At 69.3% G+C, this 15,855-nt stretch carries 13 protein-coding genes; 9 read left to right on the top strand and 4 right to left on the bottom strand.

Features of this window, described 5'->3' with window-relative positions:
- Positions 1-30: 30 nt before the first annotated feature.
- Positions 31-1,488: an amidase gene (locus EK403_RS20040; protein WP_164919690.1), complete on the top strand. Its 1,458-nt coding sequence runs from the start codon at positions 31-33 to the stop codon at positions 1,486-1,488.
- A 34-nt stretch (positions 1,489-1,522) separates the two neighbouring features.
- Here EK403_RS20040 and EK403_RS20035 read toward each other — a convergent pair whose 3' ends face one another.
- Together EK403_RS20035 and EK403_RS20030 are read right to left on the bottom strand one after the other, a co-directional pair.
- On the bottom strand, positions 1,523-4,798 hold the full coding sequence (locus tag EK403_RS20035; protein WP_128779231.1) for an efflux RND transporter permease subunit: 3,276 nt from the start codon (positions 4,796-4,798) through the stop codon (positions 1,523-1,525).
- Between the two features lie 12 nt (positions 4,799-4,810).
- The gene (locus EK403_RS20030) at positions 4,811-6,004 is read right to left on the bottom strand and encodes an efflux RND transporter periplasmic adaptor subunit (RefSeq protein ID WP_128779230.1); all 1,194 of its coding nucleotides are present in this window, start codon (positions 6,002-6,004) and stop codon (positions 4,811-4,813) included.
- Between the two features lie 364 nt (positions 6,005-6,368).
- Between EK403_RS20030 and cysG the strand changes: the two genes are divergently transcribed.
- Genes cysG through EK403_RS20005 form a run of 5 tightly spaced genes read left to right on the top strand, consistent with a single transcriptional unit; the run spans position 6,369 to position 11,245 of the window.
- Positions 6,369-7,787 (top strand): siroheme synthase CysG, encoded by a 1,419-nt coding sequence (gene cysG, locus EK403_RS20025; RefSeq protein ID WP_128779229.1) that lies wholly within the window; start codon positions 6,369-6,371, stop codon positions 7,785-7,787.
- A 10-nt stretch (positions 7,788-7,797) separates the two neighbouring features.
- The gene (locus EK403_RS20020; protein WP_128779228.1) at positions 7,798-8,133 is read left to right on the top strand and encodes a DUF2849 domain-containing protein; all 336 of its coding nucleotides are present in this window, start codon (positions 7,798-7,800) and stop codon (positions 8,131-8,133) included.
- A 10-nt stretch (positions 8,134-8,143) separates the two neighbouring features.
- Entirely contained in the window at positions 8,144-9,805 is a 1,662-nt protein-coding gene (locus EK403_RS20015) for a nitrite/sulfite reductase (protein WP_128779227.1), read from the top strand.
- A complete protein-coding gene (locus EK403_RS20010) occupies positions 9,792-10,559 on the top strand; it encodes a phosphoadenylyl-sulfate reductase (RefSeq protein ID WP_128779226.1) in 768 nt (255 codons plus the stop codon). The genes EK403_RS20015 and EK403_RS20010 overlap by 14 nt, the downstream gene beginning before the upstream one ends.
- Positions 10,556-11,245, top strand: coding sequence for a DUF934 domain-containing protein (locus EK403_RS20005; RefSeq protein ID WP_128779225.1), 690 nt, complete (start codon positions 10,556-10,558; stop codon positions 11,243-11,245). Before EK403_RS20010 ends, EK403_RS20005 begins: the two co-directional genes overlap by 4 nt.
- A gap of 64 nt (positions 11,246-11,309) precedes the next feature.
- Here the strand turns inward: EK403_RS20005 and EK403_RS20000 are convergent, their stop codons facing one another.
- Both EK403_RS20000 and EK403_RS19995 read right to left on the bottom strand, forming a co-directional pair.
- Complete coding sequence (locus tag EK403_RS20000) at positions 11,310-12,374, bottom strand: dipeptidase (RefSeq protein WP_128779224.1); 1,065 nt, start codon at positions 12,372-12,374, stop codon at positions 11,310-11,312.
- 174 nt (positions 12,375-12,548) lie between these two features.
- Positions 12,549-13,550, bottom strand: coding sequence for an adenosine kinase (locus EK403_RS19995; RefSeq protein ID WP_128779223.1), 1,002 nt, complete (start codon positions 13,548-13,550; stop codon positions 12,549-12,551).
- 105 nt (positions 13,551-13,655) lie between these two features.
- Between EK403_RS19995 and trpS the strand changes: the two genes are divergently transcribed.
- The 3 genes from trpS to EK403_RS19980 form a co-directional block, all read left to right on the top strand.
- On the top strand, positions 13,656-14,696 hold the full coding sequence (gene trpS / locus EK403_RS19990; RefSeq protein ID WP_128779222.1) for a tryptophan--tRNA ligase: 1,041 nt from the start codon (positions 13,656-13,658) through the stop codon (positions 14,694-14,696).
- A gap of 40 nt (positions 14,697-14,736) precedes the next feature.
- The gene (locus tag EK403_RS19985; protein ID WP_128779221.1) at positions 14,737-15,231 is read left to right on the top strand and encodes a universal stress protein; all 495 of its coding nucleotides are present in this window, start codon (positions 14,737-14,739) and stop codon (positions 15,229-15,231) included.
- 62 nt (positions 15,232-15,293) lie between these two features.
- Positions 15,294-15,855: NifU family protein (locus tag EK403_RS19980; protein ID WP_164919689.1), on the top strand; the 562-nt coding region annotated here is incomplete at its 3' end.

The following is a 15,855-nucleotide window of genomic DNA, read 5'->3' as shown; positions in this document are numbered from 1 at the left end:
TCCCCGCCTGCCGCCGCTCATGAGGTTCCCGTGTCGTCCGTCCGCCCAGCCTTCGACGCAAGGGGCCGCCTCGTCGCGCCCGACATCGCCATTCCGGAGCTTTGCGCCCTCGGGGCCGTCGAACTGCAGGCGAAGCTCACAAGCGGCGAAACGTCGTCCGTCGAGGTGGTGAGCGCGCATCTCGACCAGATCGAGGCCCAGAATCCCAAGCACAACGCGATCGTCTCGCTCAGGCCGCGTGAGGACATCCTCGCCGAGGCGGCGCTCGCGGACGAGGCGCGCAAGCTCGGAGCGACCGACGCGCTGCTCGGGCTGCCGGTCGCCTTCAAGGACCTGCAGCCGACCAAAGGCCTGCGCACGACCTTCGGCTCCCCGCTGTTCGCCGACTTCGTCCCCGCGGAGGACAGCCTGATGGTGGCGCGCGTGCGCGCCGCTGGAGCGATCCTGATCGGCAAGACCAACACGCCGGAGTTCGGCCTCGGCTCCCACACCTACAACACGGTGTTCGGCCGGACGAAAAACGCCTTCTATCCAGCCTTGAGCGCCGGGGGGTCGAGCGGCGGCGCGGCGGTCTCGCTCGCGCTCAGGATGCTGCCGGTCGCCGACGGCTCGGATTTCGGCGGGTCGCTGCGCAATCCCGGCGCGTTCAACAACGTTTTCGGGCTGCGCCCGTCGCTCGGACGCGTGCCGAACGTCCCGTCGAAAGACGGTTTCTTCGCCCAGATGTCGACCGACGGCCCAATGGCCCGCAGCGTCGCCGACCTCGCGCTGATGCTGTCCGTGATGGCGGGCTACGATCCGCGCTCGCCGCTCGCGCTGGGTGAGCTTTTCGACGCAGCCCTCAAGACCTCCGACTCCGCTCCCCGCGTGGCCTGGCTCGGCGATCTCGGAGGCCGGCTGCCGACCGAGCCCGGCGTGCTCGACCTCTGCTCCGCGGCGCTCTCCGCCCTCGAGCCGGCCGGCTGGAGGACCGAAACGCTGATCCCCGCCTTCGACTACGCCGCCCTGTGGCGCGCCTTCGTGCGGCTGCGCCAGTTCGCGGCGCTCGGCACGCATGGCTTCTATCGCGGCGACCCGAAGGCCTACGCCCAGTTGAAGCCCGAGATGCAATGGGAGCTCGAAGAGGCGTCGAAGCTCTCCGCCGACGACGTCGCAGCCGCGGCCGCGATCCGCTCGCAGTGGCGCGAGACCGCGCTCGGCCTGCTCGAGACGTACGACGTCCTCGCGCTGCCGAGCGCGCAGGTGTTCCCGTTCCCGGTCGACTGGGACTGGCCGAAGGAGATCGCCGGCCGCGCGATGGACAGCTACCATCGCTGGTTCGAGGTCGCGGCGCCGGCCTCGCTCACCGGCTTCCCGGCCGTCAACGTCCCCGCCGGCTTCCACCCGGACGGCCGGCCGATGGGCGTGCAGCTGATCGGCCGACCGCGCGGCGAGGCGGAGCTGCTCGCAATCGCGGCCGCCTATGAGGCGACCGCGCCGCGCGCCTGATGCGCCGGGCCGTCGAGCCGAACCCGACCGTCGCCTAGGCCGGGTTCGGCGCCGGACCGCCAGGCGCGGGCTGGATGTCCTTGGCGTCGTCGCGCTTCGGCTGATCCTCGGCGACGCCGCCGGAGCCGCCGGACCCGCCGTGGCCGCCGTCCGCCGGGCTCCTCCCGCCGCTTTCGTCGCCCCTCTTCTTCGAGAAGCGCTGCACGATCTGGCGGATCCCCACATAGAACACCGGCGTCAGGAACAGGCCGAGGATCGTGACGCCGATCATGCCGGCGAGCACCGCGGTCCCGATCGCCTGACGGAGTTCGGACGCAGCGCCCGTCGCGAAGGCGAGCGGCACCACGCCGAGCGAGAAGGCGAGCGACGTCATGATGATCGGCCGGAGGCGATCGCGGCAGGCGTCGACCGCGGCCCGCATCGGGTCCTCGCCCTCCTCCTCGCGTTGCCGGGCGAACTCGACGATCAGGATGGCGTTTTTCGCCGCGAGACCGATCAGCACGATGAACCCGATCTGGGTCAGGATGTTGTTGTCCTGCGCCCGTCCCGCGACGCCGAGCAGCGCCGCCAGCATCGACAGCGGCGTGATCAGGATGATGGCGAGCGGCAGCGCCCAGCTCTCATACTGCGCGGCGAGGAACAGGAACACGAAGAGGATGGCGAGGCCGAACACGAAGATCGCCGTGTTGCCCGCGAGCTTCTCCTGATAAGCGAGGTCGACCCACTCGAACTGCACGCCGGGCGGCGCGACCTGCTTGAACAGGTTCTCCATGTAGGCGATCGCCTGGCCGGTCGAGACGCCCGGCGCCGCGTTCCCCTGCACCGCGATCGCGTTGTAGATGTTCTCGCGCTCGACCGTGTAGGGGCCGGTCTGGTTGCGCTCGGTGATCAGCGTGCCGAGCGGCACCAGCGCGCCGTTGGTCGATCGCACCTTGAACTGGTAGACGTCCGCCAGCCTGACGCGGAAAGGCGCGTCGGCCTGCGCGTTGACCTGGAAGGTGCGGCCCAAAGCCGTGAAGTCGTTGACATAGGCTTGGCCGAGCAGCGACTGCAGCGCGTCGAAGATCGACTGGATCGGGACGTTGAGCTGCTGCGCCTTGACGCGGTCGATGTCGAGATAGACCTGCGGCGCGCGCGTGTTGAAGGCGGTGAACACGCCGGTCACCTGCCCGCTGGCGTTCGCCTTCTGGATCATCTCGGTGACCGCGCCCTCGAGCGCGACGAAGCCGATGTTGGTCCGGTCCTGGACGTACATCTTGAAGCCGCCGCCCTGGCCGATGCCGCGCACGGTCGGCGGCAGCAGCGCGATGACGAAGGCCTCCTGGATCTGGAACAGCCGCTTCTGCGCCTCGGCGAGGATGGCGGGGCCTCGTTGCGAGGGGCCCGCCGCCACGCGCTTCTCGAACGGCTCGAAGATAATGAAGCTCGTCGCGGCGTTCGCGGCCGCCGAAAAGGTCGCGCCCGAGAAGCCCGCGATCGTCACGGCGTTCTTCACGCCCGGCACCGAGCGGGCGATCTCGCTCGCCCGTCGCGCGACGGCGTCGGTGCGTTCGAGACTCGCGCCTTCAGGCAATTGGACGACCAGGATCGCATAGCCTTGGTCGGCCTGCGGGATGAAGCCGCGCGGCACGCTCGTGAACATGTAGATCGCGCCGCCGATCAGCACGACATAGGCGATCATGAAGATCGACTTGTGCCGCACCATCCAGCCGACCGAGCGGCTGTAGCCATGCGCTCCGCGGTCGAAGTTCCGGTTGAACAGGTCGCCGGCGCGGGCGAGGAGGTTGCGCCTCTTGCCGTGTTGGTGGGGCCTGAGCAGGATCGCGCAGAGCGCGGGCGACAATGTCAGCGAGACGATGGCCGACAGCACGGTGGCGGTCGCGATGGTCAGGGCGAACTGCTGGTAGAAGATGCCCGAGATGCCGGGGATGAAGGCGGTCGGGACGAACACCGCACAGAGCACGAGCGCGATCGCGACGACCGCGACGCCGACCTCGTCCATCGTCACATGCGCGGCCTCGCGCGGTGTTTTTCCGAGCGCGATGTTGCGCTCGACGTTCTCCACCACGACGATCGCATCGTCGACCACGATGCCGATCGCGAGGATCAGGCCGAACAGAGTCAGCATGTTCAACGAGAACCCGAAGGCCTGCATGACCGCGAAGGTCGCGATCAGCGAGACCGGGATGGCGGCGATCGGAATGATCGCGGCGCGCCATGACTGCAGGAAGATGAAGACGACGAGCACGACGAGCGCGATCGCCTCGTAGATCGTCTCCTCGACGGCCGCGATCGACTCGTTGATGAACTCGGTCGGATTGTACTCGATGCGGTATTCGAGATCGTCCGGGAACGCCGCCTTCAGCGTCTCCATCGTGGCCTTGATCTGCTCGGCCGCCTCGGTCGCGTTGGTGCCGGGACGCTGGAACACGCCCATGCCGACCGTCGGGTCCGCCCCGAGATAGGAGTTCGACGAATATTGCCGGGCGGCGAGCTCGACGCGCGCGACGTCGCCGACGCGCAGCAGCCGGCCGTCAGGCGTCGCTCGGACGATGATCTGCTTGAATTGCTCGGGGTCTTGGAAACGCCCCTGCGTCGTCACCGTGATCTGCGACGTCGTGCCGGGCGGCGAAGGCGGCGCGCCGAGCGAACCGCCCGAGACCTGGACGTTCTGCTCCGAGATGGCCGCGACCACGTCCCCCGACGCGAGCCCGTAGGCCGCGAGCCTGTTCGGATCGAGCCAAACCCGCAAGGACAGCTCGCGCTCGCCGAAGATGCGGATGTCGCCGACGCCCTCGATGCGCTTCAGCGCGTCGACCACGTTCACGGTCGCGTAGTTCGAGAGATAGACGGTGTCGAGCGACTTCTTGGGCGAGATCAGGTTCACGACCATCAGGAAGTCCGACGACCGCTTGTTCACCTGGACGCCGTTGCGCCTGACCGCCTCCGGCAGGCGCGGGTCCGCCTGTCCCACGCGGTTCTGGACCTGGACCTGCGCGATGTCCTGGTTGGTGCCGGGCTGGAACGTGACCGTGAGCTGCAGCTGGCCGTCGCCGGTGGCCAGCGAGTTCATGTAGATCATGCCCTCGACGCCGTTGATCTGCTGCTCGAGGGGAGCTGCGACCGTCTCCGCGATCGTCTCGGCGTTCGCGCCGGGATACTGCGCGGTCACTGCGATCGTCGGAGGGGCGATCTCAGGGTACTGCGCGATCGGCAGATTCAGGAGCGCGACGCCGCCGACGATCATCAGCACGATCGAGACGACCGACGCGAAGATCGGCCGGTCGACGAAGAAATGTCCGAAACCCATAAGCCGGCGCCCTTACTTCTGCGGCGCCGCGGCGGCCTGCTGACCAGCGGGCTTCGTCGGATCGACCTTCTGGGGTACGACCTGGGAGCCCGGTCGCGCGCGCATGAGGCCGTTGACGATCACGACGTCCTCGGCGGTCAGGCCAGACTTGATCACCCGGAGCCCGTCACTGAGCTGGCCCGGCACGACGACCTTCGGCACGACCTTGTTGTCCGGGCCGACCGTCATGACGATCTTGCGCGTCTGGTCGGACAGGATCGCCTCGTCGGGCACCAGCAGCGCCTCGAATTCGGGGCTCGACTGCACGCGCAGGCGGCCGAACACACCGGCCGTCAGGAAGCCCTGCTCGTTCGGAATTGTGGCGCGCAGGCGCAGCGTGCCGGTCTGCTGGTCGAGCTGGTTGTCGGCGAAGTCGATCCGGCCCTCGATGTCGAATTTGTTGGTCGCGTTCGGCAGCGCGATGCGCACCGGCGTCCCGGTGTCGTCCGCCTTGAGCTTGCCCTCGCGAACATAGGCCATGTAGCGGAGGTAGCTCTGCTCATCGACGTCGAAATAGAAGTAGATCGGCTTGGTCTGGACGATCGTGGTCAGCACGGTCGACCCGGCGCCGGCGGCGATCAGATTGCCTTCCGTGACCATTTTGCGGCCGATGCGTCCGTCGATCGGCGCGCGGACATTGGTCCATTCGAGGTTGAGCTTGGCGTTCGCGACGGCCGCTTCCGCCGACCTCTGGGTCGAGAGCGCCTCGCCATAGGCCTGGTTGCGCTGCTGTGCGACCTGATCGCTGATGTTGCCGGTCCTCAGCAGATCCCTGGCCCGGTCGACGTCGGACTTGGTCAGGTCGACCCGCGTCTTCGCCGTGATCACGCTCGCCTCGGCCTGCGTCAGCTCGGCCTCGTAGGGTCGTGGATCGATCTTGAAGAGGAGATCACCCGTCTTGACGTCCGCGCCGTCCTTGAACGCGACCTGCATCAGCTGGCCGCTGACCTGCGCGCGGACCTCGACGAGGCCCGACGCCTCGAAGCGGCCGGTGAACTCCGCGGTGTCGGCGACCTGGCGCTTGATCGGGTTCGCGACCGAAACCGGCATCGGCCCCGGCGCGCCCTGGCCGAAGGCCGGCGCCGAGAGGGCGACGATGCCGAGAGCGACGGACGCGACCAGCGTCCGCGACCGGACCGGGTTGGCGGACGCGGCGTGAGGAGACATGAGAGGCCACCTGCGCGAGAAGGCGCGCACGATCGATGCGACGCGCGCCCAGTGTCTATCTTGACGTCCCCGCTCCGGTCTTAGTGTGCGCCGCGGCAAAGGGCAACCGGGCGCGTAAGTCGCGCGCCTCACCAATGCGTCACCCGGTTTCGGACGCAGTCGGCGGCGAAACGGCGAGCCGCGGCGTTACGTCTTTCGGACTGTGACGCTCGGACGTCGCACCAAGGGTGTCAAAAAGCCCTCGAAAATCAAGACCGAAAGCGATCCGACCCGATAAAGTACGTATATATTTTGTACTTATATACAGACTTGCCAAACTCGATGTGAAATACCATTGTCCGGCCAAGATTGGAGTGGCTCTCAAATGGCCCGACTGACTTCCTTCCCGGCCTTCCACAAGGTCGCCGGCCGCATCGTCCTCATCGTGGGCCCGGGCTCGGCGGCGGCCGCGAAGGTGCGCCTGCTTTCGGAGACCGAGGCGCGGCTTCGTGTCGTGGCGGAGGCGCCCGGCGCCGAACTTCTCGCCGACGCCGAGCGCGCGGGAGCCGAACTTATTCACGAGCCGTTCGCGCCGCAGCATCTCGAGGGCGCCGTGCTCGCCTTCGCCGCGACCGAGGACGAGGCGGCGGACCGCGGGATCGCCGAGGCCGCGCGCGCCGCGCGCGTTCCCGTCAACGTCGTGGACCGACCCGACCTCTGTGACTTCATCACGCCCGCGCTCGTCAACCGCGCGCCGCTCGCGGTCGCGATTGGCACCGAGGGCGCGGCTCCGGTCCTTGCGCGGCACCTGCGCGCCAAGATCGAAGCCTCGCTCGCGCCCGAGCTTGGCCGTCTGGCGTCGCTCGCCGAAAACCTGCGCGCGACCGTCGCGCGCGTACTGCCGGGCGGAGAGGCGCGTCGTCGCTTCTGGGCGGCGCTGTTCGACGGCCCCGTGGCGGCCCGCGCGCTCGCCGGCGACGCGGCCGGCGCCCGCGCCGAGGCGATCCGCATGATGGCGGCCGAACCCGACGTCGCGGGCTTCGTCTGGCTGGTTGGCGCGGGACCCGGCGCGATCGATCTGCTGACGCTCCGCGCCCAGCGCATCCTGCAGGAGGCCGACGTCATCGTGCACGACAGCCTCGTGCCGTCCGAGGTCATCGCCATGGGCCGCCGCGACGCCGAGCGCATCTCGGTCGGCAAGCGTAAGGGCCGTCATGAGGCCACCCAGGCCGAGATCTGCGACATCCTGGTGCGCGAGGCGCGCGCCGGCCGCCGGATCGTGCGGCTGAAGAGCGGCGATCCGATGGTGTTCGGCCGCGCCGGCGAGGAGATGGCGGCGCTCGCCGCAGCCGGAATCCCGCATGAGATCGTGCCGGGCGTGACGGCGGCCTTCGCGGCCGCGGCGTCCGCCAAGGCGCCGCTGACGCTGCGCGGCGTGTCGTCGAGCCTCGTCTTCGCCACCGGCCACGACCTCGACGGCCGCACCCTCCCCGACTGGGCCGGCCTCGCGCTCGGGGGCGCCACCGTCGCGGTCTATATGGGCCGCAGCGTCGCCGGCGCGGTCGCCGAGCGCCTCGTCGAAGCGGGCCTTTCGCCCAGCACGCCGGTCGCCGCGGTCGAGAACGCCTCACGCGCCGACGAGACCATCCTGACCGGGACGTTGCGCGACCTGCCGGCGCTTGCCGAGCGGGGCGACGTCACCGGTCCCGTCCTCATCCTGATCGGCCGCGCGCTCGCCGAATCCGAGCATGTCGCGGCGTCGCCGCTCGCGCCCGAAGCCGCGCGCAACACCGCGGCCGCCTGAGAGGTCACCGATGTCCGCGCCCATCCAGAAATCGGCGGCCAAGACCCGCGCCGCCACCCAGGTCGTCACCGGCAACCGGCTGACCGACGGCGTCGTGGTCTATCTCGATTCCGCGGGCGGCTGGAGCGAGCGCCTGAACGACGCCCGCGTCGTCGAAGGCGCGGAGGCGCTCGAGGCCGCGCTTGCAGCCGGCAAGGCGGCGGAGGCCGCCCAGGTCGTCGTCGAGGCCTATCCGATCGACGTGAAGCGCGAGCCCGATGGTCTGCGCGCGCTCCGCGTCAGGGAAGACATTCGCGCCCGTGGCCCCAGCGTCCGTGTGGACCTTGAGCGGCCTCTCGGCGCCTGAGGAGTTTCGCATGTATCGCTACGACGAGTTCGACCACGACTTCGTCCGCGCCCGGGTCGCGCAGTTCGCCGACCAGGTCGAGCGGCGGCTGTCGGGCGAGCTGACCGAAGACCAGTTCAAGCCGCTCCGGCTGATGAACGGAGTCTATCTGCAGCTGCACGCCTACATGCTCCGGATCGCGGTGCCGTACGGCACGCTGTCCGCGAAGCAGATGAGGATGCTCGCGCAGATCGCGCGCAAATACGACCGCGGCTACGGGCATTTCACCACCCGCCAGAACCTGCAGTTCAACTGGCCGGCGCTGAAGGACGTGCCCGCGATCCTCGCCGATCTGGCCTCGGTCGAGATGCATGCGCTGCAGACCAGCGGCAACTGCATCCGCAACGTGACGTCGGACCACTTCGCCGGCGCGGCCGCGGACGAGGTCGCGGACCCGCGCCCCTATGCCGAGATCCTCCGGCAGTGGTCGTCGATCCACCCCGAATTCTCCTTCCTGCCCCGGAAGTTCAAGCTCTGCGTGATCGCGGCCGAGCACGACCGCGCGGCGATGCAGACCCATGACATCGGGCTGCAGCTGAAGCGGAACGCGGAAGGCGAGCTCGGCTTCGCGGTGTTCGTCGGCGGCGGCCAGGGGCGAACCCCGATGATCGCCCACAAGGTCCGGGACTTCCTCCCCGAGGAGGACCTGCTCGCCTATGTCGAGGCGATCATGCGAGTCTACAACCTGCACGGGCGGCGCGACAACAAGTTCAAGGCGCGCATCAAGATCCTGGTCCACGAGACCGGCGTCGAGGAAATCACCCGCCAGATCGAGGCGGAGTTCGCCGAGGTCCTGAAGGCCGACCTGCTGCGCCTGCCCGAGGACGAGATCGACCGTATCCGCGCTTATTTTGCGGCGCCGGAACTCGCCGAGAAGCCCGCCCGCTCCGGCGCCTTCGAGGCCGCCAAGGCCGACAGCCGGGAATTCACGGCCTTCGCCGAGAACAACGTCTCGCCCCACAAGGCGCCGGGCTACGGGATCGTCACGGTCTCGCTGAAGCCGATCGGCGGCATTCCGGGCGACGCGTCGGCCGAGCAGATGGAGGTCGTGGCCGATCTCGCCGAGCGCTACTCCCAGTCCGAAATCCGCGTCAGCCACGAGCAGAACCTCGTGCTGCCGCATGTCGCGCTCGACGACATGCCGGCGCTCTACGCGACGCTGGCGGAGCACGGCCTCGCAACCGGCAACGCCGGCCTCGTCACCGACATCATCGCCTGCCCGGGCCTCGACTATTGTGCGCTCGCCAACGCCCGCTCGATCAACATCGCGCAGGACCTGTCGAACCGCTTCGGAAGCCCTGAGCGGCAGGAGGAGATCGGCGAGCTCAGCATCAAGATCTCGGGCTGCATCAACGCCTGCGGCCATCACCATGTCGGCCATATCGGCCTGCTCGGTGTCGATAAGCGCGGCGAGGAGGTCTACCAGATCACGCTCGGCGGCTCGGCCGACGAGACCGCCGCGGTCGGGACGCTGGTCGGCCCCGGCTTCAAGACCGACGAGGTCGGCGACGCCGTCGAAACCGTGGTCGACACCTATCTGAAGCTCCGCGAAGGACCGGACGAGAACTTCCTCGCCGCTGTGCGCCGCCTCGGCCAGAAGCCGTTCAAGGAGGCGCTCTATGGAGCGGCCTGACCTCCCTCTGCCGGAGGTGAGCAAGGCGCGCGCCGCGGAGCGGGCGACCTCGCTCGCCGCGCATCTCGACCGCCGCTTCCGCGGCGAGGATGCGCGCACGGTGCTGCAGGCTGCGATCGGCACGCTGTTCCGCGGCCGCATCACGCTCGTGTCGAGCTTCGGCGCCGACGCCGCCGTGCTGCTGCACCTTGTCTCGCAGGTCGACCGGTTGACGCCCGTGACCTTCATCGACACCGGCCAGCTGTTCGAGGAGACGCTGCGCTTCCGCGTCGAGCTGGCCGAAACCCTGAGCCTGAGCGACGTCCGCACGGTCACGCCGGACGCGGAGCGGCTGAAGCGCGTCGATCCGGAGAATTTCCTCTGGCAGACCAATCCGGAGCTTTGCTGCCGCATCCGCAAGGTCGCGCCGCTCGCCCAGGCGCTCGGCGACTTCCCAGCCTGGATCTCGGGCCGCAAGCGGTTCCAGAGCGAGACCCGCGCGGCCCTGCCGCTGTTCGAGGCCGACGGCCCGCGCATCAAGGTCAACCCGCTCGCCGACTGGTCGGCGAAGGACGTCGCGGACTACCGGGAAGCTCACGGCCTGCCCGAGCACCCGCTCGTCCGACACGGCTTCCTGTCGATCGGCTGCATGCCCTGCACGACCCGCGTCGCGCCGGGCGAAGACCCGCGCGCGGGCCGCTGGCGCGGCCTCAACAAGACCGAATGCGGAATCCACGTCACCCACGCGCTTGAGAACGAGGGAAGCGGAATATGACCCCGCCCGTCGCCGCCACCACCGCCGTCCAGGCTTTCGATGACATTGAAATCCTCGATCGTCCGGGCGCCGCCCCACAGCCGGCGCGCTCGCGCGACCATCTGCGCCGCGTGCCCGATCCCGAGCCCGCGACGTCGCGGCCCGACCCGGAAGGCCCGCTCTGGCGGAACGGCCGGTTCGAGACCGACGAATGGACCATGACGGCCGAGGACGAGGCGGTCGGCGAAGGCCCGGCTATTCTGCCGCTCGAGCGCTTCCTCGCCGAGCGCGACGGCCTCGGCCACCGTAACGCGCCGCTCGGCGTGCTGGTGGCCGCCGGCGAGTCGCTGTCCGAGCTGATCCCGCACCTCACCCGCGTGACGCTCGTCGTGCTGTCCTTCCCAAAATTCTCGGACGGCCGCTCGATGTCGACCGCGCGTCTCTTACGCGAACGGCATGGCTTCGGCGGCGAGATCCGCGCGACCGGCGACGTGCTGATCGACCAGATGCCGCTGATGCGCCGCTGCGGCGTCGACAGCTTCGATGTCCAGAACCCGGTCACGCGCAAGCAGCTCGCCGCCGGCAAGTGGCCGGACGTGCCGTTCTACCTGCAGCCGGTCGGCTCGTCGCAGCAGGACGAGGTCGCGGCCGGCAAGCGCCCCTGGGCGCGTCGCCGGGCGGAGGCGCCGCGCCAAGCCGCGGAGTGAGAGACGGGCCGCGTTCCGTCGTCGCCTCAGGCGTCCCGGACCGAGAATTCGGACCCAGCGCGCTTTAGCCGCCCCAGACGCGCGCCAGCACGTCGAGCCAGTTCCGCCACGCGATCTTTTCGAGGATCGCGTCGTCGAAGCCGTGCGCCTTCAGCGCCTCGAACAGATGCGGCAGCCCCGCGACGTCGCCGATCGCCTCGGGCACGACCGCGCCGTCGAAATCCGAGCCCAGCCCGACATGGTCCTCGCCGAGCCGATCGATCAGGTGGTCGAGATGGCGCGCGGCCGCGGTGAGCGGCGTGTCGGCGCGCATCCGGCCGTCCTCACGTAGGAAGCAGGTCGCAAGGTTGAGGCCGACGAGCCCGCCCGAGACGCGGATCGCGTCGAGCTGGCGGTCCGTGAGGTTTCGGGCGTGCGGCGTGACGGCGTGGGCGTTCGAATGGGTCGCGACCAGCGGGGCCCGCGACAGCTTCGAGACGTCCCAGAAGCCGGCCTCGTTGAGGTGGCTGAGGTCGATCACGATCTTCAGCGCGTCGCATTCGCGGACCAGCGCCTTGCCGGCCTGCGTCAAGCCCGGACCGACGTCGGGCGAGGATGGGAAGCGGAACGGCGCGCCGTGGCCGAACACGTTCGGACGGCTCCAGACCGGACCGACCGAGCGCAACCCCGCCGCGTGGAGCACGTGCAGCGCGTCGAGATCCGGCGCGATCGCCTCCGCGCCCTCGATGTGGAGGACCGCCGCGAGCGCGCCGCGCGCCTTCGCGTCCCGGATCTCCGCGACGCTCCGGCAGATTGCGACGCCGCCGCCGGAGGCGCGGGCGACGCGCGACAAGGTCGCGGCCATGCCGAGCGTCGCGGCTTGCGCCTCAGCGATCGGCAACGGCTCGGGCGTCGGCACGTCATAGGCCGCCTCCCGCATCATCCGCATGTAGTCGACGCCGAGTTGGCGCGACGGCGTGAAGATCGCGAACAGTCCGCCGAACAACCCGCCCTCGCGCGCCCTCGGCAGGTCGATATGGCCGCCCTCTCCGCCCTCGAGGAAGGCGCGCGCGCCGCCATCGGGCTCGCGCCGCTGCCAGAGCCGCAGCAGCGTGTCGTTGTGGCCGTCGAAGACGGGGATCTGGGTCATCGCCGCCGGACAAAATCAGCCGTCGACCTAAGGCGCAATGGGCTCAAGTCGGGACGTCATCCAGGACAGCCATCAGGCCGATCCGGGATCGCGATCCGAACGGCGCGACGACGCGCGGCACGTCCTGATGACGATCCCGGCTCTCGCTCCGCTCGGCCGGGGTGACGCGCGTCGTCAGACCAGCCCGCGCTCCTGCGCCAGTTCCTTCAGCGAGACGAGGGGCCGCGCGCCCACGTGGGAGATCACCTCCGCCGCCGCGAGCGCGCCGAGCTCGGCTGAGCGCTTGTGCCCCAGCCCGTGCGTATAGCCATAGAGGAAGCCCGCGGCGAACAGGTCGCCGGCGCCCGTGAGATCGACGATTCCGCCCTCGACCGGCGCGGCGGGGACCGCGACGCGCTCCCCGCCCTCGATGACGACGCAGCCCTTCTCGCTGAGCGTCACCGCCGCGAGCTTCGCGTCTCCAGCGACCGCGGCGAGCGCCGCTTCGATGTCGCCGGTCTCGTAGAGCGACTTCAGCTCGCCCGCGTTCGCGAACAGGATGTCGACGACCCCTGTCCGCACGAGATCGAGAAACTCGGCGCGGTAGCGGTCGACGCAGAAGGAGTCGGACAACGACAGCGCGACCTTGCGGCCCACCTTGTGGGCGATCTCGGACGCCTTGCGGAACGCCTCCTTGGCGGCCGGCGGATCCCACAGATAGCCTTCGAGATAGGTGACGGCCGCGGCCTCGACCGCGGCGACGTCGATATCCTCGACGTTCAGGCCCTGGCAGGCGCCGAGATAGGTCGACATGGTGCGCTCACCGTCGGGCGTCACCAGGATGAAGCAGCGCGCCGTGGCGACGCCGTCGTCCGCGCCCTGGGTCGGGAAGTCGACGCCGATCGCCGTGATGTCGTGGCGGAAGACCTCGCCGAGCTGGTCGGCCTTGACCTTGCCGATGAACGCCGCCTTGCCGCCGAACGAGCCGAGCCCCGCCAGCGTGTTGGCGGCCGAGCCGCCGGAGGCCTCGGTCGCCGGTCCCATCATGTCGTAGAGCGCCTCGGCGCGCGCCTGGTCGATCAACGTCATCGAGCCCTTGGAGAGACCCTCGCGGACCAGAAACTCCTCGTCGGCGCGGGCGATCACGTCGACGATGGCGTTGCCGATGCCGAGCACGTCATATCTGGGCGCGGTCATGCGTCGAAGCTCCTGTCGATCCGGTTGGAAGGGAACGCGCGGCCTTGCGTGGCCGCCGGACCGACGCCATAACGCGCCGTCGCTCACGGGGCAAACAGAAGAACAATGGCGAATGCGCAGGAGCGGGTGTTTTCGGGCGTCCAGCCGACCGGAAACCTCCATCTCGGCAACTATCTCGGCGCCATCAAGCGCTTCGTGGAGCTGCAGGATCGCTTCGACTGCCTCTATTGCGTGGTCGACCTCCACGCCATCACGGTCTGGCAGGACCCGGCGGAGCTGAAGCGCTCGATCCGCGAGGTCGCGGCCGCGTTCCTGGCCGCCGGCGTCGACGGCGAGAAGCACATCGTCTTCAACCAGAGCCAGGTTCCGCAGCACGCCGAGCTCGCCTGGGTGTTCAACTGCGTGGCCCGCCTCGGCTGGCTGAACCGCATGACGCAGTTCAAGGAGAAGGCCGGCAAGGACCGTGAGAACGCGTCGGTCGGGCTCTACGCCTATCCGAACCTGATGGCGGCCGACATCCTGGCCTATCGCGCGACACATGTGCCGGTCGGCGAGGACCAGAAACAGCATCTCGAACTCGCGCGTGACATCGCCCAGAAGTTCAACAACGACTTCGCCGCCTCGATCGCCGAGCACGGCCTGGCCGAAAAATTCTTCCCGCTGCCCGAGCCGCTGATCGCCGGCCCCGCGACCCGCGTGATGTCGCTGCGCGATGGCTCCAAGAAGATGTCGAAGTCCGAACCCTCGGACGCGAGCCGCATCAACCTCACGGACGACGCCGACCAGATCGCCCAGAAGATCCGCAAGGCCAAGACCGACCCTCTCCCCCTCCCCGAAGCGGTCGAGGGGCTGAAGGACCGGCCCGAGGCCGACAATCTCGTCGGCATCTACGCCGCGCTCGCCGACAGCGACCCGGCGGGTGTGCTCGCCGAGCATGGCGGTTCGCAGTTCTCGCAGTTCAAGCAGGCGCTGGTCGACCTCACGGTCGCGAAGCTCTCGCCGATCACCGCCGAGATGAAGCGTCTGGTCGCCGACCCCGGCCATATCGACCGGACGCTTGGCAGGGGCGCCGAGCGCGCCGAGGCGATCGCGTCCGAGACGATGGGCGACGTCAAGGACATCCTCGGCTTCGTGCGGCGGACATGAGCCGGTTGCGTCGGCGCCCGCCAGCCGCCATCGTCGCGTCATGAGCGCGCCGCGCCGCTGCTACGAGGCCGGGCACCGGCCGAAATTCCTGGTCGTCGTCGACGACGCGCCGGAGGCCGACCGCGCGCTCTATTTCGCGACGCGACGCGCGGCGCGCGTCGGGGCGACCGTGACGCTGCTCGCGACCTATTCGGCGGGCGAGTTCCAGCACTGGTTCGGGGTCGGCGAGCGCGCCCGCGAGGAGCAGGAGGCGGAAGCCAAGGCGCATCTCGCGCGCTTCTCGGCCCGAGCCCGCGAGATCGCCGGCGTCGAGGCCGAGACGGTGGTGCGTCAGGGCGAGCGCGCTGAGGCGCTCAGCGGGCTGATCGAGGAGGACCAGGACATAGCGCTTCTGGTGCTCGCCGCGAGCCAGAGCTCCAAGGGGCCGGGACCGCTGGTCGCCTCGATCGCTGGCGAGGCCGCCGGCGGCTTCCCGATCCCGATCGCGATCGTGCCGGGGCATCTGAGCGACCAGGAGATCGACGCGCTTTCGTGAGCGCGCGATTGACCGGGCGCCGCAAAGCCCCCATCTGTCAGGTCATTCGAGAGGTTTTGCGCATGTTCATCCAGACCGAAGCGACCCCGAACCCCGCGACGCTCAAATTCCTGCCCGGCCGCGAGGTGCTGCCCGGCGGCGCGCTTGAGCTCAAGACGCCGGCGGACGCGGAACGGTCGCCGCTCGCCCAGAAGCTGTTCGCGATCGACGGCGTGTCGGGCGTGTTCTACGGCGGGGATTTCGTGACGGTGACGAAGTCGGGCGGCGGCGAGTGGCAGCACCTCAAGCCCGCGATCCTCGGCGCGATCATGGAGCACTACCTCTCCGGCCAACCGCTCCTGACCGAGGGAGCGTCATCTGCGTCGAGCGACGAGAGCGACGAATTCTTCGAGGACGCCGACTCCGAGACGGTCGACACGATCAAGGAGCTGCTGGAGACCCGCGTTCGTCCCGCCGTCGCGATGGACGGCGGCGACATCACCTTCCGCGGCTTCCGCGAGGGCGTGGTCTATCTCAACATGAAGGGCGCCTGCTCGGGCTGTCCGTCCTCGACCGCGACGCTGAAGCAGGGGATCGAGAACCTGCTCAGGCACTTCGTGCCCGAGGTGCAGGAGGTCCGGCCGG

The sequence above is a fragment of the Hansschlegelia zhihuaiae genome (genome assembly GCF_004103825.1).
Lineage (GTDB): Bacteria > Pseudomonadota > Alphaproteobacteria > Rhizobiales > Methylopilaceae > Methylopila > Methylopila zhihuaiae.
Note: the sequence above shows the minus strand (reverse complement) of the source record. Positions and strands in the feature narration are given on the sequence as shown.